The organism is Azoarcus sp. PA01, from assembly GCA_001274695.2.
Taxonomy (GTDB): Bacteria; Pseudomonadota; Gammaproteobacteria; order Burkholderiales; family Rhodocyclaceae; genus Aromatoleum.
The window spans coordinates 759,786-785,443 of the sequence record LARU01000002.1; the positions used below are offsets into that span (position 1 = coordinate 759,786).

The 25,658-nt window shown below is 66.3% G+C and carries 31 protein-coding genes and 1 pseudogene; 8 read left to right on the plus strand and 24 right to left on the minus strand.

Annotated elements, in window-relative coordinates; genetic code table 11:
- Nucleotides 1-89: 89 nt before the first annotated feature.
- On the plus strand, nt 90-1,925 hold the full coding sequence (locus PA01_18550) for a hypothetical protein (protein ID KAI5913030.1): 1,836 nt from the start codon (nt 90-92) through the stop codon (nt 1,923-1,925).
- A 44-nt stretch (nt 1,926-1,969) separates the two neighbouring features.
- Here PA01_18550 and PA01_04580 read toward each other — a convergent pair whose 3' ends face one another.
- Entirely contained in the window at nt 1,970-2,716 is a 747-nt protein-coding gene (locus PA01_04580; GenBank protein KON80990.1) for a Nif3-like dinuclear metal center hexameric protein, read from the minus strand.
- 83 nt (nt 2,717-2,799) lie between these two features.
- On the opposite strand from PA01_04580, the gene PA01_04585 reads away from it, so the two are divergent.
- Nucleotides 2,800-3,963: a Do family serine endopeptidase gene (locus PA01_04585; GenBank protein KON82306.1), complete on the plus strand. Its 1,164-nt coding sequence runs from the start codon at nt 2,800-2,802 to the stop codon at nt 3,961-3,963.
- 32 nt (nt 3,964-3,995) lie between these two features.
- Here the strand turns inward: PA01_04585 and tatC are convergent, their stop codons facing one another.
- The 10 genes and pseudogenes from tatC to hisB all read right to left on the minus strand — a co-directional run bounded on the left by tatC (nt 3,996) and on the right by hisB (nt 9,527).
- Nucleotides 3,996-4,787 carry a twin-arginine translocase subunit TatC gene (gene tatC, locus PA01_04590; GenBank protein ID KON80991.1) on the minus strand — a complete coding sequence of 264 codons (792 nt, stop codon included), beginning with the start codon at nt 4,785-4,787 and terminating at the stop codon, nt 3,996-3,998.
- Nucleotides 4,784-5,272: a Sec-independent protein translocase protein TatB gene (gene tatB / locus PA01_04595; protein KON80992.1), complete on the minus strand. Its 489-nt coding sequence runs from the start codon at nt 5,270-5,272 to the stop codon at nt 4,784-4,786. The genes tatC and tatB overlap by 4 nt, the downstream gene beginning before the upstream one ends.
- 104 nt (nt 5,273-5,376) lie before the next feature.
- On the minus strand, nt 5,377-5,604 hold the full coding sequence (gene tatA / locus PA01_04600; GenBank protein KON80993.1) for a Sec-independent protein translocase subunit TatA: 228 nt from the start codon (nt 5,602-5,604) through the stop codon (nt 5,377-5,379).
- An 11-nt stretch (nt 5,605-5,615) separates the two neighbouring features.
- Entirely contained in the window at nt 5,616-5,963 is a 348-nt protein-coding gene (locus PA01_04605) for a histidine triad nucleotide-binding protein (GenBank protein KON80994.1), read from the minus strand.
- A 12-nt stretch (nt 5,964-5,975) separates the two neighbouring features.
- Nucleotides 5,976-6,302, minus strand: a complete 327-nt coding sequence (locus tag PA01_04610) for a phosphoribosyl-ATP diphosphatase (protein KON80995.1) — start codon at nt 6,300-6,302, stop codon at nt 5,976-5,978.
- On the minus strand, nt 6,299-6,700 hold the full coding sequence (gene hisI / locus PA01_04615) for a phosphoribosyl-AMP cyclohydrolase (protein ID KON80996.1): 402 nt from the start codon (nt 6,698-6,700) through the stop codon (nt 6,299-6,301). Before hisI ends, PA01_04610 begins: the two co-directional genes overlap by 4 nt.
- Nucleotides 6,697-7,455 (minus strand): imidazole glycerol phosphate synthase subunit HisF, encoded by a 759-nt coding sequence (gene hisF / locus PA01_04620; protein KON80997.1) that lies wholly within the window; start codon nt 7,453-7,455, stop codon nt 6,697-6,699. The genes hisI and hisF overlap by 4 nt, the downstream gene beginning before the upstream one ends.
- The gene (hisA, locus tag PA01_04625; GenBank protein ID KON80998.1) at nt 7,455-8,204 is read right to left on the minus strand and encodes a 1-(5-phosphoribosyl)-5-[(5-phosphoribosylamino)methylideneamino]imidazole-4-carboxamide isomerase; all 750 of its coding nucleotides are present in this window, start codon (nt 8,202-8,204) and stop codon (nt 7,455-7,457) included. Before hisA ends, hisF begins: the two co-directional genes overlap by 1 nt.
- Before the next feature lie 55 nt (nt 8,205-8,259).
- Nucleotides 8,260-8,898 carry an imidazole glycerol phosphate synthase subunit HisH gene (hisH, locus tag PA01_04630; GenBank protein ID KON80999.1) on the minus strand — a complete coding sequence of 213 codons (639 nt, stop codon included), beginning with the start codon at nt 8,896-8,898 and terminating at the stop codon, nt 8,260-8,262.
- A gap of 42 nt (nt 8,899-8,940) precedes the next feature.
- Nucleotides 8,941-9,527 (minus strand): annotated as a pseudogene (hisB, locus tag PA01_04635) (imidazoleglycerol-phosphate dehydratase HisB).
- A gap of 176 nt (nt 9,528-9,703) precedes the next feature.
- On the opposite strand from hisB, the gene hisC reads away from it, so the two are divergent.
- Nucleotides 9,704-10,774, plus strand: coding sequence for a histidinol-phosphate transaminase (gene hisC, locus PA01_04640; GenBank protein ID KON81000.1), 1,071 nt, complete (start codon nt 9,704-9,706; stop codon nt 10,772-10,774).
- Nucleotides 10,775-11,094: 320 nt separating this feature from the next.
- Here the strand turns inward: hisC and hisD are convergent, their stop codons facing one another.
- Both hisD and hisG read right to left on the minus strand, forming a co-directional pair.
- The gene (gene hisD / locus PA01_04645) at nt 11,095-12,408 is read right to left on the minus strand and encodes a histidinol dehydrogenase (GenBank protein KON81001.1); all 1,314 of its coding nucleotides are present in this window, start codon (nt 12,406-12,408) and stop codon (nt 11,095-11,097) included.
- Entirely contained in the window at nt 12,405-13,046 is a 642-nt protein-coding gene (gene hisG, locus PA01_04650) for an ATP phosphoribosyltransferase (protein ID KON82307.1), read from the minus strand. Before hisG ends, hisD begins: the two co-directional genes overlap by 4 nt.
- A gap of 132 nt (nt 13,047-13,178) precedes the next feature.
- Here hisG and rnk point away from each other — a divergent pair, with 132 nt between their 5' ends.
- A complete protein-coding gene (rnk, locus tag PA01_04655; GenBank protein ID KON81002.1) occupies nt 13,179-13,574 on the plus strand; it encodes a nucleoside diphosphate kinase regulator in 396 nt (131 codons plus the stop codon).
- Nucleotides 13,575-13,607: 33 nt separating this feature from the next.
- Here the strand turns inward: rnk and murA are convergent, their stop codons facing one another.
- From murA to PA01_04710, 11 genes are all read right to left on the minus strand, one after another.
- Entirely contained in the window at nt 13,608-14,858 is a 1,251-nt protein-coding gene (gene murA, locus PA01_04660; GenBank protein KON81003.1) for a UDP-N-acetylglucosamine 1-carboxyvinyltransferase, read from the minus strand.
- Between the two features lie 8 nt (nt 14,859-14,866).
- Nucleotides 14,867-15,124: a BolA family transcriptional regulator gene (locus PA01_04665; GenBank protein KON81004.1), complete on the minus strand. Its 258-nt coding sequence runs from the start codon at nt 15,122-15,124 to the stop codon at nt 14,867-14,869.
- A 10-nt stretch (nt 15,125-15,134) separates the two neighbouring features.
- Nucleotides 15,135-15,905: an ABC transporter permease gene (locus PA01_04670; protein KON81005.1), complete on the minus strand. Its 771-nt coding sequence runs from the start codon at nt 15,903-15,905 to the stop codon at nt 15,135-15,137.
- On the minus strand, nt 15,898-16,794 hold the full coding sequence (locus PA01_04675; GenBank protein KON81006.1) for an ABC transporter ATP-binding protein: 897 nt from the start codon (nt 16,792-16,794) through the stop codon (nt 15,898-15,900). The genes PA01_04670 and PA01_04675 overlap by 8 nt, the downstream gene beginning before the upstream one ends.
- Nucleotides 16,791-17,093: an STAS domain-containing protein gene (locus PA01_04680; GenBank protein KON81007.1), complete on the minus strand. Its 303-nt coding sequence runs from the start codon at nt 17,091-17,093 to the stop codon at nt 16,791-16,793. The genes PA01_04675 and PA01_04680 overlap by 4 nt, the downstream gene beginning before the upstream one ends.
- A complete protein-coding gene (locus PA01_04685) occupies nt 17,090-17,746 on the minus strand; it encodes an ABC transporter substrate-binding protein (protein KON81008.1) in 657 nt (218 codons plus the stop codon). The genes PA01_04680 and PA01_04685 overlap by 4 nt, the downstream gene beginning before the upstream one ends.
- Nucleotides 17,747-17,752: 6 nt before the next feature.
- Entirely contained in the window at nt 17,753-18,592 is an 840-nt protein-coding gene (locus PA01_04690; GenBank protein KON81009.1) for a VacJ family lipoprotein, read from the minus strand.
- A 25-nt stretch (nt 18,593-18,617) separates the two neighbouring features.
- Nucleotides 18,618-19,085, minus strand: a complete 468-nt coding sequence (gene mlaD, locus PA01_04695; protein ID KON81010.1) for an outer membrane lipid asymmetry maintenance protein MlaD — start codon at nt 19,083-19,085, stop codon at nt 18,618-18,620.
- Nucleotides 19,082-19,876 carry a lipid asymmetry maintenance ABC transporter permease subunit MlaE gene (mlaE, locus tag PA01_04700; protein KON81011.1) on the minus strand — a complete coding sequence of 265 codons (795 nt, stop codon included), beginning with the start codon at nt 19,874-19,876 and terminating at the stop codon, nt 19,082-19,084. Before mlaE ends, mlaD begins: the two co-directional genes overlap by 4 nt.
- Entirely contained in the window at nt 19,873-20,700 is an 828-nt protein-coding gene (locus PA01_04705) for an ABC transporter ATP-binding protein (protein KON81012.2), read from the minus strand. Before PA01_04705 ends, mlaE begins: the two co-directional genes overlap by 4 nt.
- Nucleotides 20,701-20,848: 148 nt before the next feature.
- Nucleotides 20,849-22,819 carry a monovalent cation:proton antiporter-2 (CPA2) family protein gene (locus PA01_04710; GenBank protein ID KON81013.1) on the minus strand — a complete coding sequence of 657 codons (1,971 nt, stop codon included), beginning with the start codon at nt 22,817-22,819 and terminating at the stop codon, nt 20,849-20,851.
- A 149-nt stretch (nt 22,820-22,968) separates the two neighbouring features.
- On the opposite strand from PA01_04710, the gene PA01_04715 reads away from it, so the two are divergent.
- From PA01_04715 to lptA, 4 genes are read left to right on the plus strand one after another with little or no spacing between them, the layout of a single operon-like run.
- Entirely contained in the window at nt 22,969-23,964 is a 996-nt protein-coding gene (locus PA01_04715; GenBank protein ID KON81014.1) for a KpsF/GutQ family sugar-phosphate isomerase, read from the plus strand.
- The gene (locus PA01_04720; GenBank protein ID KON81015.1) at nt 23,964-24,485 is read left to right on the plus strand and encodes an HAD family hydrolase; all 522 of its coding nucleotides are present in this window, start codon (nt 23,964-23,966) and stop codon (nt 24,483-24,485) included. The genes PA01_04715 and PA01_04720 overlap by 1 nt, the downstream gene beginning before the upstream one ends.
- An 8-nt stretch (nt 24,486-24,493) precedes the next feature.
- Complete coding sequence (lptC, locus tag PA01_04725; protein ID KON81016.1) at nt 24,494-25,075, plus strand: LPS export ABC transporter periplasmic protein LptC; 582 nt, start codon at nt 24,494-24,496, stop codon at nt 25,073-25,075.
- On the plus strand, nt 25,072-25,638 hold the full coding sequence (gene lptA, locus PA01_04730; GenBank protein ID KON81017.1) for a lipopolysaccharide transport periplasmic protein LptA: 567 nt from the start codon (nt 25,072-25,074) through the stop codon (nt 25,636-25,638). Before lptC ends, lptA begins: the two co-directional genes overlap by 4 nt.
- Nucleotides 25,639-25,658 lie beyond the last annotated feature (20 nt).

The following is a 25,658-nucleotide window of genomic DNA, read 5'->3' on the forward strand; positions in this document are numbered from 1 at the left end:
ACGCTGCCCGGCACCGGCGGCGTCGCCACGGGGCAGCCCGCCGCAAATCGATCGGACAGTTCCCGACTTAGTGCACATCCTGGTCAAGAATGCCCACTTCCTCCTCAGGCGGACTGTTTAAAATGGCGGCACGATTTGACACAGGATGTAACGCCTCCCTTGCCCGCTGGGGCGTCGACGCGCCGACCATGAACAGAACCGCACGCTTGGCCGTCTCTTTTTCGATTTTCCTGAGCGTCGCGGCGCTTGCCGCATCGCCCGGCATCGCCGCCGTCGCGCTCGGCGAGCCGGTGGCGCGATCGGCAATCGGAGCCCCGCTACGGGTGGAGATCGCGATCGCCGCGGGGCAGCCGGCGCGCGCCGGCGAATGCCTGAAAGTCACGGCAGGCACCAGCGAAAGCGGCGTGCCCTGGATACGGGACGCACGGATAGGCGTCGTCGGCCAGGGTCGGGCGGCGCGGATTGTCGTATCCGGGACGGCACCGGTCGGCGAGCCGGTCGTGCAACTGGGGATCGAGGACATCTGCGACGCGCACCTGCGTCGCGAATACACGCTGCTGCTGCCCTTCCCGGACTTTCCCCCGGAAGCACCCGCTATCGCCGAGGGCGTCGGACACGAAGTTCAAACGCCTCTGGCGCCGTCCGAGCTCTCCGCCGCGAGGACGAAACCGCGCCCTGTCCCGGATGCCGCCACATCCTCCGTGCACTCTGCACGTTCGGCAACAAAGACAACGGGAACCCGCGCATCCGCCTCGGCTGCTGCCGCTGGAAGAGAACCGGCGCTCCGGCAAGAAGATCCTCGGTCTCCCGCCGGCCCAGCGGTTCGCCGTGAAGACGGGCTGCGCCTCAGCAGCGTCGGCCCGAAAACCGAAGAACCGGCCAGGGCGGTGACGGAGGCCGGGCAGGATCAGTTGCAGCGCGAACAAAGCGCGCTCGCCGCGATCGATCGCACGATCGTCGCCCAACTCGAACTGAACGAACGGATCCGCCGCCTGGAGCAAATCCAGGCGGCGATGATGGAGCGATTGCGCGCATCTGCCGGCCCCGTTTCCGGAACGAGCGCAAGCGCCTCGTCCGCCGCGACGCCGTCCGCGACGCCGGCCCCGGCCTGGCGCGAATGGTTCATTCCGGCGACGGTGGTGCTTGCCACGCTGGTCCTCGTCCTGGCCGCACGCGGGCTATGGCTGCGCAGACACCGAGCCGACGCCGCAACCCCGGCAGACGCGACATCGCTGGCGAACGTCCCGTCACTTCCTGGTCGGCCCGGGCGACTCGACGCCCCGTCCCCCACACGTGACACTCCGACCTCGCCGGCTTCGGCGGGACCCGGATTAGCGCTGCCTGCAGGAACTCCCGTCCAGGCTCCCCCATCTGTTTCCCCGCCTCAATTCCCGCACACGGAACTCCCGGCGGCGCCGAGCCTCGTCGAGGACGACGCGGAAGAGCATGAATCGGCGATCGAACTGGCCGAAATCATGATGGCTTTCGGCCGCGTGCACGGAGCGGCCGAGACGCTCGCCGAGTTCATCCAGTCGAATCCGAAGAAAGCCGTCACGCCGTGGCTGAAATTGCTCGAGGTGTATCGTGCCGCGGGACTGCGGCCCGAGTTCGACACGCTCGCGCGGCAGCTGAACAAGACGTTCAACGTCAAGGCGGTAACCTGGGACACGTTCGACGAGGCGCGCCGGCCGACCGGCACGATCGAACAGATGCCCCACCTCATGAGCCGCATCCAGAACCTGTGGGGAAGTCGCGACTGCCAAGCCTACCTGGAGAACCTGCTCCGCGACAACCGCGGCGGCATGCGGGAAGGCTTCCGGCTCAGCGTGATCGACGAGATCCTCGTCCTGGCGGGCGTTCTCGAAGAGCGCCTCGGCCCCTATCAGCCGGAGGTCCGGGCGAAGGAGCTGTCCCTGTCGTCCTGACCGTGTCGTCCTGACCGCGCTTGCGGCGAGCGGCCACGCGGCGATCAGACCGGATTGTCGAGATCGGCAAACCGGGCGTCGAGCCCGAACGCGTCGGACAGGTACTGCGCGAGCGCGTGCACGCCGTAGCGCTCGGTCGCGTGGTGCCCGGCGGCGATGAACGCGACGCCGGATTCGCGGGCAACGTGCACGGTCTGCTCGGAGATTTCCCCGGAGACATAGAGATCCGCGCCCGCGGCGATCGCGTCCTCGAAATAACCCTGGGCGCCGCCGGTACACCATGCCACCTGCCGGACGACGCGCTCGGGATCGCCGACGAGCAACGGCTCGCGGCCGAGCCTCGCAGCGAGCGAACGGGCGATATGGCCGGCGCTGTTCGGCTGCAGCGGGGCGCCTATCCAGCCCAGTTCCTGATCGCCGAACCGCCCTTCCCCGCGCCAGCCCAGCAGCTTGCCCAGCTGAGCGTTGTTGCCGAATTCCGGATGGGCATCGAGCGGAAGATGGTAGGCGAGAAGACTGATATCGTTGCGCAGCAGCGCGGCGAGGCGGCGCTTGCGGAGTCCCGTGATGCGGCCGTCCTCGCCGCGCCAGAAGTAGCCGTGGTGCACGAGCAGCGCGTCCGCGCCTTCGGCGACCGCGAGATCGACCAGCGCCTGGCTCGCCGTCACGCCGCACAACACCCGCTTCACCTCCGGGCGTCCTTCCACTTGCAATCCGTTTGGGCAATAATCCCTGAATCGTGCGACATCCAGCAGTTCATTCAGATGGGTTTGCAGCTCGATGAGTTGCATGCGCTCTCCGCTCGCCAACTTGTCCGGTTTGTCCGATTCCTCCGCGGGTAGCTGTGCAGCCGCTCGCGCATCAGAGCAACATTATGCGCCGCCTGTGGTTGATCTTCGCGCAGGCCGTGACGATCAGCGTCGCGGTGCTGTTTGTCCTCACCACCCTGAAGCCGGAGTGGCTCAAAGGGGCTGCCCCGTCCTCGGTGGTGGAAATCCTCGAAGCCCCCGGCGCCGCTTTCGATTCGGCCGCCGTTGGCCCGGGTTCGTACGCGGATGCCGCCAAACGTTCGATGCCCGCAGTGGTGCACATCTACACGACCAAGGACGTCGCGCGCCCGCGTCATCCGCTTCTCGATGATCCGATTTTTCGTCATTTCTTCGGCGAGCGCCAGGACAACGCGCCGCCGCAGCGCGCTTCCGGGCTGGGCTCGGGCGTCGTCGCGAGCCCCGACGGATTCATCCTGACGAACAATCACGTGATCGAAGCCGCGGACGAGATCGAGGTCGCGCTCAACGACGGTCGGAAATTCCCCGCCAAGCTGGTCGGCCGCGACCCGGAGACCGACCTCGCGGTGCTGAAGCTCGAAGGCAACGGAACGCTTCCGGCAATCACTTTTGCGGCGACCGACGCGGTCGAGGTCGGTGACGTCGTGCTTGCGATCGGCAATCCGTTCGGCGTCGGCCAGACGGTGACGATGGGGATCGTTTCGGCGCTCGGGCGCAGCCAGCTCGGGATCAACACGTTCGAGAACTATATCCAGACGGATGCGGCGATCAACCCGGGGAACTCCGGCGGCGCGCTCGTCGACAGCCACGGCAATCTCGTCGGGATCAATACCGCGATCTACTCGCGCTCGGGCGGCTCGCTCGGTATCGGTTTCGCGATACCGGTGTCGATCGCGCGAAACGTCCTCGAGCAGATCGTTTCCACCGGCGAAGTGACGCGCGGGTGGATCGGCGTCGAGATCCAGGAAATGACTGCCGAACTGGCCGAATCCTTCGGTCTGCCGAAAGTCGATGGTGCGCTGATCGCCGGCGTGCTGCGCGGCAGCCCCGCCGAGCGCGCGGGAATCCGGCCGGGCGACGTGCTGCTTAGCGTCGATGGCACTGCGGTGCATGACCCTCGAGGAATGCTCGAAACGGTCGCCGCTCTGCCGCCGGGACACCAGGCGCTGTTCCGCGTGCGCCGGCCGAGCGGCGAAGTCGATCTGAAAGTGCAGGTCGGACGCCGGCCGACTCCCCCGGCCGAGCGCTGATTCCGCTTGCGCATGTGGCGCACAGCCAGGGCTTATTTCCCGTCCGGCTCCGGGGCTTCGAGGCGATCGAGGCCGGGCTCGACGCGCTCGGGCTCTCCCGATCCCGCATCGCGCTTGGCGACGAACTTCGCCAGCAGGATCCCGACTTCGTAGAGCAGGCACATCGGCACTGCGAGCATGAACTGCGACACGACATCGGGAGGCGTGATGATCGCCGCGATGACGAACGCCCCGACAATGACGTAGGGTCGGACTTCGCGGAGCTTGGCAATGCTGACCACGCCTGCCTTGACGAGCAGGATCACCGCCACCGGCACTTCGAACGTCAGGCCGAAGGCGATGAACAGCGTCATCACGAACGACAGGTACTGCTCGATGTCCGGCGCCGGGACGATGCTCTTCGGCGCGAATTCGGCAATGAACTTGAAGACGGTGCCGAACACGAAGAAATAGCAGAAGGCCATGCCGAGCAGAAACAGCAGCGTGCTGCCGAGCACCAGCGGCAGGCCGAGCCGGCGCTCGTGGGCATACAGTCCCGGCGCGATGAACGCCCAGGCCTGATAGAGCACGAAAGGCAGCGCCAGCACGAACGACACCATCATCGTGACTTTGACCGGCACGAAGAACGGCGTCACGACGCCCGTCGCGATCATGTGCGTGCCTTCCGGCAGCGTATTCATCATCGGCCGGGCCAGCAGGTCGTAGATTTCGCCGGCCCACGGCATCAGGCAGACAAACACGACGATGACCGCAACCATCGCCCGCAACAGGCGATCGCGCAGCTCGACGAGATGCGAAATGAAGGTTTCCTGAAGCTCGCTCATGCTTTCTCCGACCGCGCTCCGGGGACGGCGGCCGGCTCGCTGCCCGCCGCAGCGGAATCACTTTGCGGCGCAACGGATACGGGAGCGGGAGCCGCCGGCCTTTCCGTGCCGTGCGTGACCGGTCGGCTGCCGGAAACCGCTGCCGGTCCGCCCGGCTCGGCGCCCGGCGCACGATCGGCGTCCACCGCCACGCCGGATTTCACCTCCGCGACGGTCTTATTCACATCCGCCTCGATTTTCGCCGCCTCGCCACGCATCGACGATTCCAGTTCGCGCGCCTGCTGTTCGACCTGCTGCTGCAGCGCCTTGAGCTCGTCGAGCTGCATTTCACGCTTGATGTCCGATTTCACATCCGAGACGTACCGCTGCAGCCGGCCCAGCAGGTGACCGGCAGTGCGCGCGACTTTCGGCAGGCGCTCCGGGCCGACGACGATCAGCGCCACCACTGCGATGACGACAAGTTCCGAAAAACCGAAATCAAACATGATCTAGCTGGTTGTCCCGCCTGGATGCTGCGCTCGCGGATCGCTCCAAAACGAAGGGGCGCACTGCAGCGGCGCCCCTTTGAGCGGGTAAGTCCCGTGGGAGGTCAGTGGCTGACCTTGTGGCTCTTGTCCGTCGCCTGCGCATCGAGCGTATCACCGCCGATTTTCTGCTGCACGTCGTCAGCGGACTTTTCGGAATCCCGCATGCCGTCCTTGAAACCCTTGACCGCGCCACCCAGATCCTGACCGACATTGCGCAGCTTCTTCGTACCGAAGACCAGCACTACAATCACCAGAACGATCAGCCAGTGCCAGATACTGAATGAACCCATTACGTCTCTCCTTAACGCCTCAACATGGCCGGAAGCACCTCCGGCCCGCCCACGATGTGGACGTGCAGATGATACACCTCCTGCCGGCCCACCCGTCCCGTGTTAACGATCGTTCGAAAGCCGTCGACGCAACCTAGTTCCCGGGCAATCCTGGCCGATTCGATCATCAACCGGCCCATCACCGCTGCGTGCTCCGGCCGCAACTCGGCCATCGACGGGATGTGCAGTTTCGGGATCACCAGGAAGTGAACCGGCGCGACAGGATGGATGTCATGAAAGGCGAGGAGGTCCTCGTCCTCGTGGATCTTTTTCGCCGGGATCTCGCCGGCCACGATTCGGCAGAAGATACAGTCGCTCATGGTTCGCTCGCCTTACGAAGCGGTGCGGGATTTCTTCTCGTCGATGCCGGAGACTCCTTCGCGGCGCCGGAACTCGGCCAGCACGTCATCGACCGACAGGCCGAAATGCGTCAGCAGCACCAGCGAGTGGAACCACAGGTCGGTGACTTCCCAGACCACGTGGAGCATGTCCTTGTCCTTGGCGGCCATGATCGTCTCGGCCGCCTCTTCGGCGACCTTCTTGCAGATCGCGTCGGTACCCTTGGCATACAGGCTTGAAACGTAAGACGAATCCGGGTCGGCTTTCTTGCGTTCGGCAAGGGTCGCGGCAACTCGGTGCAGCACTTCGATATCGATCATTTGTAGATATCCTTCGGATCTTTGACGACCGGATCGACAGCTTCCCACGAACCGTCGGCCAGGTAGCGCTGGAAAAAACAACTGTGGCGGCCGGTGTGGCAGGCGATGCCGCCGACCTGCTCGATCTTCAGCAGGACGACGTCGCTGTCGCAGTCGACGCGGATCTCCAGCACCTTCTGGACATGGCCGGACTCCTCACCCTTGTGCCACAGCCGGCGGCGCGAACGCGACCAGTAGATCGCCTCGCCGGTTTCGGCAGTGCGCTGCAGCGCTTCGCGGTTCATCCACGCGAACATCAGCACGTCGCCGGTCGCCGCTTCCTGGGCGATCACCGGCACGAGTCCCTGGTCGTCCCACTGCACGTCGTTGAGCCAGCGCACGGAGTTCGGTTTGCTCACAGCCTCACCTCGATCCCGCGGTTGCGCATCAACTCCTTCGCTTCGCGCACCGTATGCTGTCCGAAGTGAAAAATGCTCGCGGCGAGCACCGCATCCGCACGCCCCGCCGAGACGCCCTCGGCGAGATGCTCGAGCGTCCCGACGCCGCCGCTGGCGATCACGGGGATCGGCACCGCGTCGGCGACGGCGCGCGTCAGCCCGAGGTCGAAACCGATTTTCGTGCCGTCCCGGTCCATGCTCGTGAGCAGGATTTCACCGGCGCCGAGCGCAGCCACTTTCTGTGCCCACTCGACTGCGTCGAGCCCGGTGTTGTTGCGCCCGCCGTGCGTGAATACCTGCCACTTGCCGGGCGCCGTCTGTTTCGCGTCGATCGCGACGACGATGCACTGGCTGCCGACTTTGCCGGCCGCTTCGGCGACGACCTGCGGGTTATTCACCGCGGCGGTGTTGATGCTGACCTTGTCGGCGCCGGCGTTCAGCAGCCGGCGCACATCTTCGACGGTGCGCACGCCGCCGCCCACCGTCAGCGGGATGAAAACCTGCTCGGCAACCTGTTCGACGACATGCAGGATGATGTCACGTGCATCCGAGCTGGCAGTGATGTCGAGAAAGGTGATCTCGTCCGCACCCTGCTCGTCGTAGCGGCGCGCGATTTCGACCGGGTCGCCGGCGTCGCGCAATTCGACGAAATTCACCCCCTTGACGACGCGCCCGGCACTGACATCGAGACACGGGATGATGCGTTTGGCAAGCATCAGGCTTCGCCGCCGTTGAGTTCGTCGGCGCGCGCCTGCGCGGCGGCAAAATCGAGCGTCCCTTCGTAGATCGCGCGGCCGGTGATCGCGCCCATGACCCCTTCGACTTCGACCGCGCACAGCGCATCGATATCCTCGATGCTGGCGATGCCGCCGCTCGCGATGACCGGAATGCGCAGCGCCTGGGCAAGGCGGACGGTCGCTTCGACATTGACGCCCGACAGCATGCCGTCGCGGCCGATGTCGGTGTAAATCACCGCTTCGACACCGTAGTCCTCGTATTTCTTCGCCAGGTCGACGACGTCGTGGCCGGTCATCTTCGACCAGCCGTCGACGGCGACCTTGCCGTCCTTGGCATCCAGGCCGACGATGATGTGCCCCGGAAACGCGCCGCACGCGTCATGCAGGAAGCCCGGGTTCTTCACCGCGGCGGTGCCGATGATGATGTACGAAATGCCGTTGTCAAGATAATGCTCGATCGTGTCGAGATCGCGGACGCCTCCGCCGAGTTGCACCGGGATGTCGTCGCCGACCTCCTCGACGATCGAGCGGATCGCGGCACCGTTCTTCGGCTTGCCGGCGAACGCACCGTTCAGATCGACCAGGTGCAGACGTCTCGCCCCCTGCTCGATCCAGTGCCGGGCCATCGCGGCCGGATCCTCGGAAAATACGGTCGCGTCGTCCATTTCGCCCTGCTTGAGGCGTACACAATGGCCGTCCTTGAGATCGATAGCGGGAATCAGCAGCATACGGGGAATGGGGTCAATATCAGGAGTGGATGGGAAACGGCAATGGCCCGACGAGTCAGGGCGCCCAGGAAATGAAATTCGCAAGCATTTTCAGCCCCGCCTGGGCGCTCTTTTCCGGATGGAACTGAACGGCGAAGATGTTAGCCCGGGCGACTGCACTGGTAAACCTCGTCCCATAGTCGCTTTCGGCAGCGACCAGCGCCGTGTCGGCTGGCGCGACGTAATAGCTATGGACGAAATAGAAGCGCTCGTCGTCCGGGATCCCCTCCCACATCGGATGAGGCTTGCGCTGGCGCACTTCGTTCCAGCCCATGTGCGGCACTTTCAGCCGGCTGCCGTCGGCCGCGACCATCTTCGCGTCGGGGAAGCGGACCACGCCCCCCGGCAGGATTCCCAGTCCGGGCACGTTGCCTTCCTCGCTGTGCTCGAACAGCATCTGCTGGCCGATGCAGATGCCGAGGAAAGGCTTCGACGCTGCGGCGGTTTTGACCACCTCGCGCAGGCCGCGCAGGTCGAGTTCGCGCATGCAGTCGGGCATCGCGCCCTGTCCGGGAAACACCACGCGCTCGGCGGTGGCCACGACGGCTGGATCGGAGGTCACGGTCACCCGCTTGCCGGGCGCCACATGTTCGATCGCCTTGGCAACCGAGCGTAGATTGCCCATGCCATAGTCGATGATGGCTACATCGCTCATCGCGGAATCGCTCGTATCGTAATCAGATGAATCGGGAAGGAATCAGAGGGCGCCCTTGGTCGAGGGAATCGCTCCGGCCGCACGCTCGTCGCGTTCCGCGGCCATCCGCAACGCCCGGCCGAACGCCTTGAAAATCGTTTCGCACTGGTGGTGGGCATTGTCGCCGCGCAGGTTGTCGATATGCAGCGTCACGCCGGCATGATTGACGAATCCCTGGAAGAATTCGCGTGCGAGATCGACATCGAAGCTGCCGATCCGCGCCCGCGTGTAGCTGACGAAATAATGCAGCCCGGGCGTCCGGAAAAATCGACGACGACGCGCGACAGCGCCTCGTCGAGCGGCACGTAGGCGTGACCATAGCGGCGGATGCCCCGCTTGTCGCCGAGCGCCTTGGCGAAAGCCTGCCCGAGCGTGATGCCGACGTCCTCGACGGTATGGTGGTCGTCGATGTGCGTGTCGCCCTCGGCCCGGACATCGAGGTCGAATGCACCGTGGCGGGCGATCTGGTCGAGCATGTGATCGAGAAACGGCACGCCGGTGGCGAAAGCGGCCTTGCCACTGCCATCGAGGTCGACGCGCGCGGTGATCCGGGTTTCGAGGGTGTCGCGAGTAACTTCGGCTTGCCGCATGGAAGTGGGAACAAAAATGGAAGGGCCGGACGCCGGCAGGCATCGTTCTCGCGCCATGATACCATCGCCCGCGAGTCGCGCCGCAATGCTGCCGTTCCGGTACTGCGCGGCCGCGTGACATGCGGGGGCAGCAGCGATCCCCGTTCCTTTCCCGTCCGACACACCCTGATCCGCCGATGAGTCAATACTGGAGCGCCGTTGTCCACGGCCTGACGCCTTATGTCCCGGGCGAGCAGCCCAAGCTCGCCAACCTGGTCAAGCTCAATACCAACGAGCATCCGTACGGTCCGTCGCCCCGCGCGCTCGCGGCGATCCGCGCCGAAGCGTCGGACGCATTGCGGCTGTACCCCGACCCGCACGCCGACCGGCTCAAGGCCGCGATTGCGGCGCGCTTCGACGTCGAGCCGCGCGAAGTGTTCGTCGGCAACGGTTCGGACGAAGTGCTCGCGCACGCGTTCATGGCGCTGCTCAGGCACGAACGTCCGCTCCGCTTTCCGGACATCTCGTACAGCTTCTATCCGGTCTACTGCGGCCTGTACGGCATCGCGTTCGAAACGCTGCCGCTCGACGCCGACTTCGCGATCCGCCCCGACGACTACCTGCCGCACGGCCCGACTCCCGCCGGCGGCATCATTTTCCCGAACCCGAACGCCCCGACCGGCCGGCTGATGCCGCTGAGCGACGTCGAGCGCATCGTCGCAGGCAATCCGCAGTGCGTGGTCGTGATCGATGAAGCGTACGTGGACTTCGGCGGGGAATCGGCGATTCCGCTGGTGCGGCGCCATCCGAACGTGCTCGTCGTGCAGACCTTCTCGAAATCGCGTTCGCTGGCAGGCCTGCGCGTCGGCTTCGCGATCGGGCACCCGGATCTCATCGAAGCGCTCGATCGGGTAAAGGACAGCTTCAACTCGTATCCGCTCGACCGCCTCGCGATCGCGGGCGCGGTCGCGGCAATCGAGGACGAGGAGTACTTCGAGCGCACGCGCCAGGCCGTGATCCACACCCGCGGTCAGCTCGTTTCCGACCTGTCCTCGCTGGGCTTCGAAGTGCTGCCCTCAGCGGCGAACTTCGTGTTTGCGACGCACCCGCTGCGCGACGCAGCAGAGCTGGCTGCAGAATTGCGCAAGCGCGCGATCATCGTGCGGCACTTCCGCCAGGCACGGATCGAGCAGTTCCTGCGGATCACGATCGGAACCGGTGAACAGTGCGCAGCGCTGATCAGTGCGCTACGAGAGATTCTGGGGTGAGCCTCGGTTGAGAATCACGGAAGCGGAGCCTGTGGGCTTCGACCCGCCCCCTTCACGGGGTATTCCGCGCCTCGTTGGCGCAAGCGGACGCCTCGGCACGAAATACCCCGTAAAGGGGGCTAGGCGGACACGACAACTGATGCGTCGTGCGAAGCCCTGATTTTCGTTAACGAACTCGAAAACCGCGAGCCTTCGCACCGCCTACTCAGCCCCACCCGAAGCAAGCGCCCGTCGCGGTGGCTTTCGGGGCGAGGCGTCCGCTTGCGCCAACGAGCACCGGAAGCCACCGCGGCGGGCGCGGATTAGCTCCGAAAGACGCTTTACCCGCGCAACCGCATCTCGGCCGAACGCGCGTGCGCCTGCAGCCCTTCCCCATGCGCGAGCGTCGATGCGACACGTCCAAGAGTCTGAGCGCCAGACTCTGAAATCTGGATGATGCTGGTACGCTTCTGGAAATCGTAGACACCCAACGGCGACGAGAACCGAGCGCTGCGCATCGTCGGCAGCACGTGATTGGGCCCCGCGCAGTAGTCCCCCAGCGCCTCGACCGACCAGTGGCCGACGAAGATCGCGCCGGCATGGCGGATACGGTCGATCCACGGCTCGGCATCGTCGAGCGACAGTTCGAGGTGTTCGGGGGCGATGCGGTTCGCGATCGCGCAGGCCTGCTCGAGGCTGTCGACGTGGATCAGCGCGCCGCGGTTCGCGAGCGACGCGGCGATCGTCGCGCGACGCGGCATCGTCGGCAGCAGGCGCTCGATCGACGCCGCGACCGCGTCGATGAAGCCGGCGTCGGTGCACAGCAGGATCGACTGCGCGAGCTCGTCGTGCTCGGCCTGCGCGAAGAGGTCCATCGCGACCCAGTCCGCGTGGCCGCTGCCGTCCGAGATGATCAGCACTTCGGACGGCCCCGCGACCATGTCGATGCCGACGGTGCCGAACACGCGGCGCTTCGCCTCGGCGACATAGGCGTTGCCGGGGCCGACGATCTTGTCGACCTGCGCCAAAGTCTGCGTGCCGTACGCGAGCGCCGCGACCGCCTGCGCGCCGCCGATCGTGAACACGCGGTCGACGCCGGTGATCGCGGCCGCCGCGAACACCAGCGGGTTCTTCTCGCCGTGCGGCGTCGGCACGACCATGACCAGCTCGCCGACACCGGCGACCTTGGCCGGAATCGCGTTCATCAGCACCGAACTCGGGTACGAGGCGCGCCCGCCCGGCACGTACAGGCCGACGCGGTCGAGCGGCGTGACTTTCTGGCCGAGCCGCGTCCCGTCGGCTTCGACGTAATCCCAGGATTCGACGCGCTGGCGTTCGTGATAGACGCGCACGCGGTCAGCCGCGACGCGCAGCGCCTCGCGCTGCTCGATTGTAAGACTGTCGAGCGCGGCTTTCAGCGCCGACTTCGGCAGCTCCAGCTGCGCCATCGACTTCACGTCGAGATGGTCGAAACGCCGCGTGTATTCGAGCACCGCCGCATCACCGGTCGTGCGCACCGTGCGCAGGATCTCGCTGACCGCGGCGTCGATGCGCGCGTCCGCGCCGCTTTCGAACGCGAGCAGCGCGTCGAGCGTCGCCAGGAATTCGGGCTCACGCGCGTCGAGGCGGCGGATCGCCACAGCCGGACCAGTCATTTCACGGCTCCTGCAAAGGCCTCCAGCAGCGGCTGGATGAGTTCGCGCTTGAGCTTGAGCGCCGCCTGGTTGACGATCAGCCGCGAGCTGATCGGCATGATCTCTTCGACTTCCTCGAGATTGTTCGCGCGCAAGGTGCTGCCGCTCGACACAAGGTCGACGATCGCATCGGCGAGGCCGACGAGCGGCGCAAGCTCCATCGAACCGTACAGCTTGATCAGGTCGACGTGCACGCCTTTCGCGGCGAAATGGGTCTTCGCGCTGTTGATGTATTTCGTCGCGACGCGAACGCGCCCGCCGGGACGGGACGCCGCGGCATAGTCGAAGCCCTTGCGCGTCGCGACGCACAGCCGGCATTTCGCGATATCGAGGTCGAGCGGCTGGTACAGCCCCGCTCCGCCGTGCTCGAGAAGCACGTCCTTGCCGGCGATGCCGAGGTCGGCGGCGCCATACTGCACATACGTCGGCGTGTCGGTCGCGCGTACGATGACGAGGCGCACGTCGGGGCGGTTCGTGTCGATGATCAGCTTGCGCGAGGTTTCGGGATTGTCGGCGGGCACGATGCCGGCCGCCGCAAGCAAGGGCAGCGTTTCCTCGAAGATGCGGCCCTTCGACAGGGCGAGGGTGATGCTGGACACGGACGGCGCCTCGGAAGAAATCGGGCCGACATTGTAACCCGGCACACCTTCTGTTAGCCTGCAGCGGTTGGCTGAACCGCGCGGCGGTTCGGCCATTTTTACTTTTCCAGCAAAGATTTGAGGTGAGATGACATGAAACCCGAGATCGTGATCTCTTCACGCGACCTGGAGCGCCTGGAAGGCCTGCTGTTCTCGCCCGCCGCTCGCAACCGTAGCGACCTGAACGGCCTGCGCGATGAACTGGAGCGCGCCGTGGTGCGCGAACCGGACGAGATGCCGGTCGACGTGATCACGATGAACAGCCGGGCGCGCTTTCGCGAACAACCCAGCGGCCGGGAATACGAGCTGACGCTCGTCTATCCCGGCGATGCCGAGCAGGGTTCTGCCAAAGTGTCCGTATTCTCCCCGGCTGGCAGCGCGCTGCTCGGCCTGTCGGTCGGCCAGGCGATCGACTGGCAAACCGACGACGGGCGTTCGATCCACCTCGAAGTGCTCGAAGTCCGGCAGCCGGAAGCCGCCGGACACTGAGCCAAGACAAGCCCGCGCGGGCGTGCCTGCCGCTCAGGCGACGCGTCGCACGTGGGCGCCGAGCGCGGCGAGCTTCTCCTCGAGCCGCTCGTAGCCGCGGTCGAGGTGATAGATGCGCTCGATGAGCGTTTCGCCTTCGGCGACGAGGCCGGCGATGACGAGACTTGCCGAGGCGCGCAGGTCGGTCGCCATCACCGTCGCCCCCTGCAGCCGCTCGATCCCCTGTACGACGGCAGTGTTACCGTCGATGCGGATGTCGGCGCCGAGGCGCTGCAACTCGACGGCGTGCATGAAGCGGTTCTCGAAGATCGTCTCGCGGATCATCGCCGCACCACTCGCGACCGCGTTGATCGCCATGAACTGCGCCTGCATGTCGGTCGGAAACGCCGGGTACGGTGACGTGCGAATGTTCACAGACGTCAGGCGCGCCGGCGCTTTCAGGCGGATCGCGTCGCGCTCGGCGACGACATCGCAGCCGGCGTCCATCAGCTTGTCGACGACGGCGTCGAGATAAGCGGTCGATGTGCGCGTCAGCCGGATCTCGCCGCCGGTCGCCGCGGCCGCGCACAGGTAAGTGCCGGTTTCGATGCGATCCGGCATGATGCGATGCGTCGCGCCGTTGAGGCGGTCGACGCCGCGGATGCGGATGACGTCGGTGCCGGCGCCCGAGATGCGCGCCCCCATGGCGACGAGGCAGTTCGCCAGATCGACGATTTCGGGCTCGCGCGCGGCGTTCTCGATCACCGTTTCGCCGTCGGCGAGACAGGCCGCCATCATAAGGTTTTCGGTGCCGGTGACGGTCACCATGTCGGTGAAGAGGCGCGCGCCGCGCAGGCGCGGCACGACCGCGTGCACGTAGCCGTGCTCGACCGTCACCTGCGCGCCCATCGCCTGAAGACCCTTGATGTGCTGGTCAACGGGGCGCGCGCCGATCGCGCAGCCGCCGGGCAGGCTCACGCGCGCTTCGCCGCAGCGCGCGACGAGCGGCCCGAGCACGAGGATCGACGCGCGCATCGTCTTGACCATCTCGTACGGCGCGACCGGGTTGTCGATCGCGGACGCGTCGAGCGTGACCATGGCGTTGTCGCGGCTGACCTTGACCCCCATCTGCCCGAGCAGGTTCAGCAGCGTGTCGATGTCGTTCAACTGCGGCACGTTCGTGAACGTCATCGGCTCGCGGGTCAGCAACGCAGCGCACAGGATCGGCAAGGCCGCGTTCTTCGCGCCGGAAATCGCAGCTTCTCCGGCCAGGCGCACGCCGCCTTCGATCAGTAGCTTGTCCATCGCGTCGCTCAGAACCCGAGTCCGCCGCGCACTTCCGCCCACTTCTCGGGCGTGAAGGTCTGCAGCTGCAGCGCGTGGATCTCGTTGCCCATCAGCGGCCCGAGCGTTGCATACACGGCTTGGTGCTGACGGACTTTGAGCTTGCCCTCGAATTCGGCGCTGACGACGATGCCGGTGAAGTGGACGCCGTCGTCGCCCTGGATTTCGACGAACTCGCAGGGCAGCCCCTGCTCGATCAGTCTCTTGATTTCGCTTGCTTCGAACATTTTGATTTCCTCAGGCACGCAGCTTGTAGCCCCGGGCGAGCATCGCCAGGGTCAGAGCCGCAAGTAACATCAGACACACACTAACGACCCCCAGACTCAGCCACGGCGACACGTCGGACTGGCCGAAGAAGCCGTAGCGGAAACCGTCGATCATGAAGAAGAACGGGTTGGCGTGCGACACGTCCTGCCACAGCTGCGGCAGGGAATGCAGCGAATAGAACACGCCGGACAGCATCGTCAGCGGCATGATCAGGAAGTTCTGGAACCCGGCGAGCTGGTCGAACTTGTCGGCCCAGATGCCGGCGATGACGCCGAGCGACGCGAGGATCGCGCTGCCCATCAGCGCGAACGTCAGCGCCCAGCCCGGCGCGGCGACCGACAGGTCGACGAACGGGATCGACACCAGCAGCACGCCGGCGCCGACGAACAGCCCGCGCAGCATCGACGCGATGACGTAGGCGGCATAGAACTCGCGGTACGACAGCGGCGGCAGCAGGACGAAAATGATGTTGCCGGTGATCTTGCTCTGGATCAGCGACGACGAGCTGTTCGCGAACGCGTTCTGCAGCAGCGACATCATCACCAGCCCCGGGACGAGAAACGCCGTGTAGGCGACCTCGCCATAGCCGGTGACGTGGCGGTCGAGCACGTGCGAGAAGATCAGCAGGAACAGCATCGCGTTGATCACCGGCGCGAGAACGGTCTGGAACGCGACTTTCCAGAATCGCAGCACTTCCTTGTACAGCAGCGTGCGAAAACCGGCGAGGCGCGACTCAGGCATGGTGCATGACCTCGACGAAAACCCGCTCGAGATCGGCTTCGCCGAGCTGCATCTCGACGAGCCGCCCGCCCGCTTCGCGCAGGCGTGCAAGCGTCGGTTCGATTTCGTCGTAGGCATCGAGCGCGAACTCCGCCCAGCCGTCTGCGGCGAGCGTCGCGCCGAGACGGCCGGCGATTTCGGGACGATCGAGACGCACGCGCAGCGAATGCGTCGCGAAGCGCCGCAGCAGGTTGTCGGTCGTGTCGAGCGCGACGACGCGCCCCGCTTTCAGCATCGCGATGCGTCCGCACAGCGCCTCCGCCTCTTCGAGGTAGTGCGTCGTCAGCACGATCGTGTGGCCGTCACGGTTGAGCTTGCGGATGAACTGCCACAGGCCCTGGCGCAGCTCGACGTCGACGCCGGCCGTGGGCTCGTCGAGCACGATCACCGGCGGCCGGTGCACCAGCGCCTGCGCGACCAGCACGCGCCGCTTCATGCCCCCCGACAGCATGCGCATGTTCGCCCCCGCTTTCGCCGTCAGGTCGAGGCTCGCGAGGATCTCGTCGATCCAGTCGTCGTTGTGACGGATGCCAAAATAGCCGGACTGGATGCGCAGCAGCTCGCGCACGGTGAAGAACGGGTCGAATACCAGCTCCTGCGGCACCACGCCGAGCTTGCGGCGGGCATTGCGGTAATCGGCCACGACGTCGTGGCCCATCACTTCGAGCGTGCCGCTGTCGGGGCGAACGAGCCCCGACAGGGACGAGATCAGCGTCGTCTTGCCGGCGCCGTTCGGGCCGAGCAGACCAAAGAATTCGCCGCGCTCGACTTCGAGGTCGACGCCGGCGAGCGCCTGCACCGAGCCATACCGCTTCGTCACCGAAGCAATGCGGATTGCCGGCAGGCTCATCGAGTCGATGTGGCCGGGGCCGGCGCCGGCAACAGCTCGTCGACGCCATACAGCGCCGCGAGGCTGCGCAATCCCGCGGGAACGCCGCTCAGCGTCATCTGGTGGCTCGCGTCCCGCGCCGCTCGCAACCAGTCGAACAGCAGCGCCAGCGCGGCCGAATCGGCGGCGGTGACGCCGGACAGGTCGACCGTCAGGTCGCCGGCCGCGGCCTTTGCGCGCCCGGCCTGCACGAACCCGCTCACGGTCGTCATCGTCAGCGGTCCGTCGAGCCGCAGCACTGCCGTCACGTTGCCGTTCATGAACGCGCGGGAGAACCGCTCAGGTCCTGCGTCTTGGCATGCAGGGAACGGATCAGCCCGTCGATGCCGCCAGCGCGGATTTCCTGCGCGAACGTGCCGCGATAATTCGTCACCAGGCTGACGCCGGCGACGACGACGTCGAACACTTTCCAGCCGCGATCGGTCTTTTCGAGCACGTAGTCGATGTTGATCGGCTGCGCCCCGGCCTGGCGGACCTCGGTCTGCACGCGCACGGTGGTATCGGCAGCGCCGAACCGCGCCGGCTTGTATTCGATGACCTGGTTGCGGTACTGCGTCAGCGCATTGGAATAGGTGCGCACCAGCAGCGTGCGGAACGCATCGACCAGCTCGTTCTGCTGCTCGGGCGTCGCCTCGCGCCAATCCTTGCCGACGGCGAGCATCGTCATGCGACGGAAGTTGAAGTGCGGCAGCACTTTTTCCTCGACGAGAGTGACGACGCGGCCGGTATCGCCCGAACGGATCGCGGCGTCGTCGCGGACGATCGCCAGCACGTCGCTGCTCACGTCGCGAACCAGCGCGTCGGGCGCCATCAGCGCCGCCGTGGCGCGCGCACCGGACGCCGTGCCGGGCTCGGCCGCGACAGTCGCGCCGATCGACAGGAGCAGACACAGAGAAAGGAAGAGTTTTTTCATCTTGTATTACCTTGTGGCAGGGCGGTCGTCACCGGCTCCGCCGCTCCCCTGCTGAAATTCGTCGGCATCGGTCGCTGGCGCGGCTCCGCTGGCGGGCGCCGGCGGCGCTACGGCGTCGTCACCGCCGTTGAAATCCTCGTATTCCTGCGGCGGGCTCCCGTCATGGACGCGGTAGCGACGCTGCTGCAGGTAGAAGTCGCGCGCGTAGGAATACTTGTCGAGCGTGCCTTCCTCGAGCGTCTTGTCGATGCCGAGCAGGTTCGCCCGGCCATGCACGAGACGCAGCGCCGTGAGACTGTTGCGCGTCGCGACGTCGCTCACGCCCCAGACATTGTCGCCGTACATGTCGATCGGCAGCACGGCGGCATCACGCACGGTGCGCGGACCGAAGAACGGCACGACGAAATAGGCGCCTTCGCCGACGCCCCAGCGCCCGAGGGTCTGGCCGAAATCCTCGTCGCTCTTCGGCAGTCCGAATTCGGAGGCGACATCGAAGACGCCGAAGATGCCGAGCGTCGAGTTCAGGCCGAACCGGGCGCCGTCGGACAGGCCTTCCCTGAACTTGCCCTGCAGCAAGTTGTTGACGCCATTCCAGACGTCGCCGACGTTGCCGAAGAAGTTGCCGACGCCGGTGCGCACGGGAGGCGGCATCGCCGCATCGTAGGCCTCGGCGACCGGCCGGATCGCGACGCGGTCGACCGTTTCGTTGAAGCCGAACATCGCGCGGTTGTAGCGCTCGAGCGGATCGTCCGGATTGGCGATGCGCGTCGTGCAGCCGGCCGCGAGCGTCACGCAGAGCGCGACCGCGGCGAGCGTCGTGTGTCGGGGGGAGGGATTGTTATTCATTTTTGTTCGATGCGATGCGGCAGGGTCAGTTCGCCGGCGTCTCCGCTGCCTTGTTGAACAGGAATTGTCCGATCAGCTTTTCGAGCACCACCGCTGATTGCGTGATCTGCACGGCCTCCCCGTTTTTCAGCATCTCGACGTCGCCACCCGGCTCGAGCCCGAGGTATTGCTCGCCGAGCAGCCCGGAAGTGAGGATCGTCGCGATCGTGTCGCGGGGGAATTGAAAGCGGGTATCGACGACGAAAGTCACTTCGGCGCGATAGCTGCCGGTATCGAAGCTGATGTCCGTCACGCGCCCGACCACGACCCCTGCGCTCTTCACCGGCGCCCTGACCTTCAGGCCGCCGATGTTGTCGAATTGCGCCTTGATGACGTAGGACTCGCTGAAATTGGCGCTCGCGAGATTGCCGACTTTCAGCGAAAGGAACAGCAGCGCAGCCATGCCGATGACGACGAAGAAACCGACCCACAGGTCGAGCGTTGTACGGCTCATGACTGGCCCCTGAACATGAAGGAAGTAAGCACGAAGTCGAGCGCCAGGATCGCCAGCGCGGAACTGACGACAGTGCGGGTGATCGCGCGCGAGACGCCTTCGGCGGTCGGCGTGCAGTCGTAGCCTTCGAACACCGCGATCAGCGACACCGCAGCACCGAACACCACGCTCTTGATCACGCCGTTGACGACATCGAAGCGGAAATCGACAGCCGCCTGCATCTGCGACCAGAAAGCGCCTTCATCGACGCCGATCAGCACGACCCCGATCAGCCAGCCGCCGAACACCCCCATCGCGGAAAAAAGCGCGGCGAGCAGCGGCATCGAGATCACGCCGCCCCAGAAGCGCGGCGCGACGACGCGGGCGATCGGATTGACCGCCATCATGTCCATCGCCTTGAGCTGCTCGGTCGCTTTCATCAGGCCGATTTCGGCCGTCACGGCCGAGCCGGCGCGACTCGCGAACAGCAGCGCGGCGACGACCGGCCCGAGTTCGCGCGTCAGCGACAGGGCCACGAGCACGCCGAGCGCATCGCCGGAGCCGAAACGCTGCAGCGTCTCGTAACCCTGCAGGCCGAGCACCATGCCGACGAAAAGCCCGGACACGACGATGATCAGCAGCGACAGCACGCCGCTGAAATAGACTTCGCGGATCGTCAGATGCACGCGCAGCAGCGACTGCCCGGAATACAGCAGCAGCAGGCCGAAGAAGCGCGCCGCGAAACCGAGCCGCCACACTGCGTCGGTGACGGCGCCGCCGAGCCGGCGCACGACAGCCAGCACGCCGTTCATGCCGCGCCCTGCCCCAGCAGGCTGTGCGCAAGAGGCTCGGCCGGATAGTGAAACGGCACCGGGCCGTCGGCTTCGGCATGGATGAACTGCTGCACGAAGGGGTCGGTCGAAGCGCGGATCTCGTCGGGCGTGCCGTGCGCGACGATGCGCCCTTCCGAGATGAAATAGACGTAATCGACGATCTGCAGCGACTCGAGGATGTCGTGGGTGACCATGATCGTGCTCGCCCCGAGCGCGTCGTTGAGCCGGCGGATCAGCTGTCCGATGACCCCCAGCGAGATCGGGTCGAGGCCGGCGAACGGCTCGTCGTACATGATCAGCATCGGATCGAGCGCAATCGCGCGCGCCAGCGCGACCCGCCGCGCCATGCCGCCGGAAAGTTCCGCGGGCTTCAGCGTCGCTGCCCCGCGCAAGCCGACGGCATTGAGTTTCATCAGCACGAGGTCGCGAATAAGTTCGGCCGGCAGGTCGGTATGTTCGCGCAGCGGGAACGCGACGTTGTCGAACACCGACATGTCGGTGAACAGCGCGCCGAACTGGAACAGCATCCCCATGCGCCGCCGCAACGCATACAGCTCGCGCGTCGACAAACGCGCCAGGTCCTGGCCCGCGACGTTCACGGTCCCGCCGCTGGCACGCAACTGCCCGCCGATCAGGCGCAGCAGAGTGGTCTTGCCACAGCCGCTGCCGCCCATGATCGCGACGACTTTCCCGCGCGGGATGTCGAGATCGATGCCGCGCAGGATGACCCGCTCGCCGTATGCGAAGCGAACATCCTGCAACTGCACGAGCGTGGCGGAGGAGTTGGATGACAAGCGAGACAATCCGAAAAATCTCTGGAAACGCAGACTAACGCATCGGGGACGAACGGCACTTCACGAAGATCAAGTGCTTCCGCCCATTACCCGGCGCATCGGTCAAACGGCGAAGTTTAGCAGAGCGCGGACGACCGCAGTGACGCCCGAGAGGCGCTCAGACTCCGCCGAGCAGGCGGCGCTCGGCCTGTTCGAGGTCGGCCTGGACGCCGATCAGGACGACGACGTCGCCTTCCTCGAGCTGTGTTTCCGGCCCCGGCGACAGCCCCCGGATATTTCGCCGGCGCACCGCCGACACGCCGACGCCGAGCTCGCCGAGCCCGACCGCGCCGATCGTCATGCCGACTGCGCGGGCGCCGCCGGGCAGCGTCACCGAGCGCAGGCGCGCCTGGTTCGCGTCGGGCCCGTCCGCTGCGTCGCTCGCGCCGTGGAAGAAGCCGCGCATCAGCGCATAGCGCTGGTTGCGGATGTCGCGGATGCGCCGCACGATGCGGTTGAGCGGCACGCCGATCAGCGCCAGCGCATGCGAGGCGAGAATGATGCTGCCTTCGAATGCCTCCGGCACCACTTCGGTCGCGCCGCCTTGCGACAGCCGCGCCATGTCCTTCTCGTCGCTCGCGCGCACGACGATCGGCAGGTCCGGCCGCAGCAGGTGCGCGCGGTGCATGACCCGCAGCGCCGCTTCGACTTCGCCGAACGAAATCACCAGCGCGCTCGCCCGCATGATGCCCGCGGCCATCAATGTTTCGTGGCGCGCCGCGTCGCCATACACGACGGTGTCGCCGGCCGCGCCCGCTTCGCGCACGCGCTCCGGATCGAGATCGAGCGCGACGTAGCTGATGTCTTCCTGCTCCATGAAGCGCGCCATGTACTGCCCGCTGCGGCCGTAGCCGCAGACGATGATGTGTTTGCTGGTGTTCATCGTCTGCGCCGCGACGCGCGTCAGCTCCATCGAGCGCTGCAGCCATTCGGAAGCGACGAAGCGCAGCACGAGCCTGTCGCTCAGCTGCACGATCAGCGGCGCGACGAGCATCGACAGCACCAGCGCGGCCACCGTGACCTGCAGCAGCGCCGCCGGCATCAGGCTGACGTCGTCGATGTGCGAGATCAGCACGAAGCCGAACTCGCCGCCGGCGCACAGCCACAGCGCGGTGCGCAGCGCGGTGCCGCTCGACGACCCGAAAGCTCGCGATGCGGCGAAGACGATCGCCCCTTTGAATACCAGCAGCCCGACCAGCAGACCCAGCACCGCCGCAAAGTTCGCGACGATCAGCCCGACGTCGAGGAACATCCCGACGGTGACGAAAAAGAGGCCCAGCAGCACGTCACGAAACGGCTTGATGTCCTCCTCGACCTGGTAGCGGTACTCGGTTTCGGAAATCAGCATGCCCGCCAGGAACGCCCCCAGTGCCAGCGATAATCCGACTGCGGCGGAAAGCCACGCCAGGCCGAGCGTGATCAGCAGCACGTTGAGCATGAACAGTTCGCCCGAGCGGCGCTGCGCGACGACGGTAAACCACCAGCGCATCACGCGCTGGCCGGCGACGAGCACCAGCGCGAGCAGCACCGCGGCCTTGAGCGCAGCGATGCCGAGCGTCCCGGCGAGCTCGCCGGCCGGCTGCGACAGCGCAGGGATGAGGATCAGCAGCGGCACGACGGCGATGTCCTGGAACAACAGCACGCCGATCGTTTCCCTGCCGTGCGGCCGGTCGAGTTCGAGGCGGTCGGACAGCAGCTTCGAGAGAATCGCCGTCGACGACATCGCGAGCGTCGCGCCGAGCGCGAAGCTCGCCCCCCAGCCGAGCCCGAAGATCGCCCCGACGAGCATCGCGAACAGCATTGATCCGAGCACCTGCGCCGCGCCGAGCCCGAACACGATGCGTTTCATCGCGAACAGCCGCGGCAGCGAAAACTCGAGTCCGATCGAGAACATCAGGAACACCACGCCGAACTCGGCCAGATGGCTCGCGCCGTCCGACGCTTCGACGAGGTCGAGCGCGTGCGGGCCGACTCCGGCGCCGACGAGCAAGTAGCCGAGCACCGGCGGCAGGCTCAGGCTGCGAAAAACCGCGACCACGACGACGCAGGCCGCCAGGAGCAACAGGACCAGCTCGAGCGTGTTGTGCATGAATGAAGGTGATGGGTGGAATGTGCACGATGCGGGGTCGCTCGACCCGTCTGCTATACTTCGCAGCTTCGATTTGCACCGCCGGGCCTGCTGTTCGCCGCCGGTTTTCCGGCCGTCTCGTGCGTCAGAGTGTAACCGCTTCGAACCCTATGAACCCAGTCCCGCCCGCTCTCCCCGATGAAACGCGCTGCGTCGCCCTCGCCCGCCGCGTGCTGCGCATCGAAGCCGCCGCGGTCGCGGCGCTCGCCGAGCGTCTCGACGGCGATTTCGAGCGCGCCGTGCAGCTGATCCTGCAGCGCCACGGCCGCGTCATCGTCACGGGGATCGGGAAATCCGGCCACATCGCGCGCAAGCTCGCCGCGACGCTCGCGAGCACCGGCACCCCCGCCTATTTCGTGCATGCGGCCGAAGCGGCGCACGGCGACCTCGGCATGATCACCGCCGAAGACGTCGTCATCGCGCTGTCGAACTCCGGGGCCAGCGAGGAGCTGCTGACGATCGTGCCGCTCGTCAAGCGCCAGGGCGCGAAGCTGATCTCGATGACCGGCAAGCCGGATTCGCCGCTCGCGCGCGAAGCCGATGTCCATCTCGACGCCGCGGTCAGCGAGGAAGCCTGTCCGCTGAACCTCGCGCCGACCGCCAGCACCACCGCGGCGCTCGCGCTCGGCGACGCGCTGGCAGTCGCGCTGCTCGATGCGCGCGGGTTCGGCGCCGACGATTTCGCCCGTTCGCATCCGGGCGGCAGCCTCGGCAGGCGGCTGCTCACCCATGTCAGCGACGTGATGCGCGGCGCGGACCGCGTTCCGCAGGTCCCGCAAACCGTCCCGCTGACCGCGGCCCTGCTCGAAATGACGCGCGGCGGCATGGGCATGACCGCGGTCGTAGACAGCCGCGGCGCGCCGATCGGCATCTTCACCGACGGCGACCTGCGGCGGGCGCTCGAGCGCGGCTGCGACGCCCGCACCGCGACTCTGGCCGAAGTCATGACGCGCGCGCCACGCAGCATCGATCCGGACGCGCTCGCCGTCGAAGCAGCCGAAATCATGGAGCGGCTGCGCATCAGCCAGCTGCTCGTCGTCGGCGCCGACGGCACGCTCGCCGGGGCGCTGACCACCCACGACCTGATGCTCGCGAAGGTGATCTGATGCCGGCCCGCGAAAACGCCTCGCGCATCCGCCTGATGGGCTTCGACGTCGACGGCGTGATGACGGACGGGAGCCTGTATTTCACGCCCAATGGCGAAGAGCTGAAAGTCTTCTCCAGCCTCGACGGACACGGGCTGAAGATGCTGCAGAGCGCCGGCATCGAAGTCGCGATCATCAGCGGGCGCAGTTCGCGCGCGCTCGAGCTGCGGGCGGCGAATCTCGGCATTCGCGAGCTGCACATGGGGGTCGAGGACAAGCGCGCCTGTCTCGACGCGCTGCTCGCGCGCCGCAGCCTCCCCGCCAGCGAAGCCGGCTATATGGGCGACGATGTCGTCGACCTGCCGATCCTGCGCGCGTGCGGATTTTCGGCGACCCCGTCCGACGGCCACGAATTCGTCCAACGGCATGTCGGCTACGTTGCAAGCAAGCCGGGCGGGCGCGGCGCGGTGCGCGAAGTGTGTGACTACCTGCTGGCCGCACAGGGCAGGCTCGAAGCGATGCTCTCGGCCTATCTCGTCTGAAGCCGGCGATGCGCCCGTCGATTCTGCAACTCTATCCGGTCGTCGCACTCGTCGTGCTGGCCGGTGCCACGCTATGGCTCGAGCGGATCACCCGCGACGAGGACGGCGCGGTCCGCACCGAACAGCGACGCGCTCCGGACTTCATCGCCGAGCAGACCCGGCTGGTCAGCTTCGGCGCCGACGGGCAGCAACGCTACGAGCTGCTCGCCGACCGGATCACGAACTACCCCCTGTCCGGCATCACCGCGCTCGATCGTCCGCGGCTGCGCTACGATTCCGAAGGCCGGGAGGTGCGCATCACGGCCCGGTCCGGCGAGATTCACGAAGGCGGAAGCGAAGTGCTGCTGAGCGGTGACGTGCGCGTACACCGCGCGGCAGCTGCCGGCAGTCCGGCGATGAGCTTCGCCTCCGAGACCCTGAAAGTCTGGCCGGACGACGAGCGCGCCGAAACCAGCGACCCCGTCATCCTCACGCAAGGCAGGACGACCGCGCACGCCGGCGGGCTCAAGTCGGACAACATCTTCGGCACCCTCGACCTGCTCGACGGCGTCACCGTTCTCATGCCACGCACCCCGCGGACCCAACCATGAAGCATGTCCCTGCACTCGCCTTCCTCGTGTTCGTTGCTGCACTGCAGCCGCTGCCGGCGCGGGCGGAACTTGCCGACCGCGAAAAACCGGTCAACATCGAGGCGAACCGCCTGACCGTCGATGACCGCAACAAGGTGCACGTCTTCGAAGGCAACGTCGTCCTCACGCAAGGCTCGCTCGTCATCAAGGGCGATCGGCTCGTCGTGACGCAGGGCGCGGACGGTTTCCAGACCGGTGTCGCCACCGGCAGCGACAAACGGCCCGCAACCTTCCGCCAGAAACGCGAAGGCAGCAACGAGTTCGTCGAAGGCGAAGCCGAGCGGATCGAATACGACAGCCGGGCGGAGCGCGCGCGCCTTTTCAATCAGGCGCGCGTCGAATCCGGCGGCGACGAAGTGCGCGGGCATTACATCGAATACGATGCCCTGAGCGAGAAATACTTCGTCACGAACCAGCCGGGCACAACTTCGGCAACGGCCGGCGACTCACGCGTGCGCGCCGTCATCCAGCCGAAAGGCTCGGCTGCGGAACCAGGCAGCGAAGCACCGCAAAAACCCCAATAACATCGCGACAACACCCCCCA

Coding starts and splice junctions, on each gene's coding strand:
- PA01_18550 (KAI5913030.1), top strand. CDS start 90: ATGCCCACTTCCTCCTCAGGCGGACTGTTTAAAATGGCGGCACGATTT.
- PA01_04580 (KON80990.1), bottom strand. CDS start 2,716: ATGCAACTCATCGAGCTGCAAACCCATCTGAATGAACTGCTGGATGTC.
- PA01_04585 (KON82306.1), top strand. CDS start 2,800: ATGCGCCGCCTGTGGTTGATCTTCGCGCAGGCCGTGACGATCAGCGTC.
- tatC (KON80991.1), bottom strand. CDS start 4,787: ATGAGCGAGCTTCAGGAAACCTTCATTTCGCATCTCGTCGAGCTGCGC.
- tatB (KON80992.1), bottom strand. CDS start 5,272: ATGTTTGATTTCGGTTTTTCGGAACTTGTCGTCATCGCAGTGGTGGCG.
- tatA (KON80993.1), bottom strand. CDS start 5,604: ATGGGTTCATTCAGTATCTGGCACTGGCTGATCGTTCTGGTGATTGTA.
- PA01_04605 (KON80994.1), bottom strand. CDS start 5,963: ATGAGCGACTGTATCTTCTGCCGAATCGTGGCCGGCGAGATCCCGGCG.
- PA01_04610 (KON80995.1), bottom strand. CDS start 6,302: ATGATCGATATCGAAGTGCTGCACCGAGTTGCCGCGACCCTTGCCGAA.
- hisF (KON80997.1), bottom strand. CDS start 7,455: ATGCTTGCCAAACGCATCATCCCGTGTCTCGATGTCAGTGCCGGGCGC.
- hisA (KON80998.1), bottom strand. CDS start 8,204: ATGCTGCTGATTCCCGCTATCGATCTCAAGGACGGCCATTGTGTACGC.
- hisH (KON80999.1), bottom strand. CDS start 8,898: ATGAGCGATGTAGCCATCATCGACTATGGCATGGGCAATCTACGCTCG.
- hisC (KON81000.1), top strand. CDS start 9,704: ATGAGTCAATACTGGAGCGCCGTTGTCCACGGCCTGACGCCTTATGTC.
- hisD (KON81001.1), bottom strand. CDS start 12,408: ATGACTGGTCCGGCTGTGGCGATCCGCCGCCTCGACGCGCGTGAGCCC.
- rnk (KON81002.1), top strand. CDS start 13,179: ATGAAACCCGAGATCGTGATCTCTTCACGCGACCTGGAGCGCCTGGAA.
- murA (KON81003.1), bottom strand. CDS start 14,858: ATGGACAAGCTACTGATCGAAGGCGGCGTGCGCCTGGCCGGAGAAGCT.
- PA01_04665 (KON81004.1), bottom strand. CDS start 15,124: ATGTTCGAAGCAAGCGAAATCAAGAGACTGATCGAGCAGGGGCTGCCC.
- PA01_04670 (KON81005.1), bottom strand. CDS start 15,905: ATGCCTGAGTCGCGCCTCGCCGGTTTTCGCACGCTGCTGTACAAGGAA.
- PA01_04675 (KON81006.1), bottom strand. CDS start 16,794: ATGAGCCTGCCGGCAATCCGCATTGCTTCGGTGACGAAGCGGTATGGC.
- PA01_04680 (KON81007.1), bottom strand. CDS start 17,093: ATGAACGGCAACGTGACGGCAGTGCTGCGGCTCGACGGACCGCTGACG.
- PA01_04685 (KON81008.1), bottom strand. CDS start 17,746: ATGAAAAAACTCTTCCTTTCTCTGTGTCTGCTCCTGTCGATCGGCGCG.
- PA01_04690 (KON81009.1), bottom strand. CDS start 18,592: ATGAATAACAATCCCTCCCCCCGACACACGACGCTCGCCGCGGTCGCG.
- mlaD (KON81010.1), bottom strand. CDS start 19,085: ATGAGCCGTACAACGCTCGACCTGTGGGTCGGTTTCTTCGTCGTCATC.
- mlaE (KON81011.1), bottom strand. CDS start 19,876: ATGAACGGCGTGCTGGCTGTCGTGCGCCGGCTCGGCGGCGCCGTCACC.
- PA01_04710 (KON81013.1), bottom strand. CDS start 22,819: ATGCACAACACGCTCGAGCTGGTCCTGTTGCTCCTGGCGGCCTGCGTC.
- PA01_04715 (KON81014.1), top strand. CDS start 22,969: ATGAACCCAGTCCCGCCCGCTCTCCCCGATGAAACGCGCTGCGTCGCC.
- PA01_04720 (KON81015.1), top strand. CDS start 23,964: ATGCCGGCCCGCGAAAACGCCTCGCGCATCCGCCTGATGGGCTTCGAC.
- lptC (KON81016.1), top strand. CDS start 24,494: ATGCGCCCGTCGATTCTGCAACTCTATCCGGTCGTCGCACTCGTCGTG.
- lptA (KON81017.1), top strand. CDS start 25,072: ATGAAGCATGTCCCTGCACTCGCCTTCCTCGTGTTCGTTGCTGCACTG.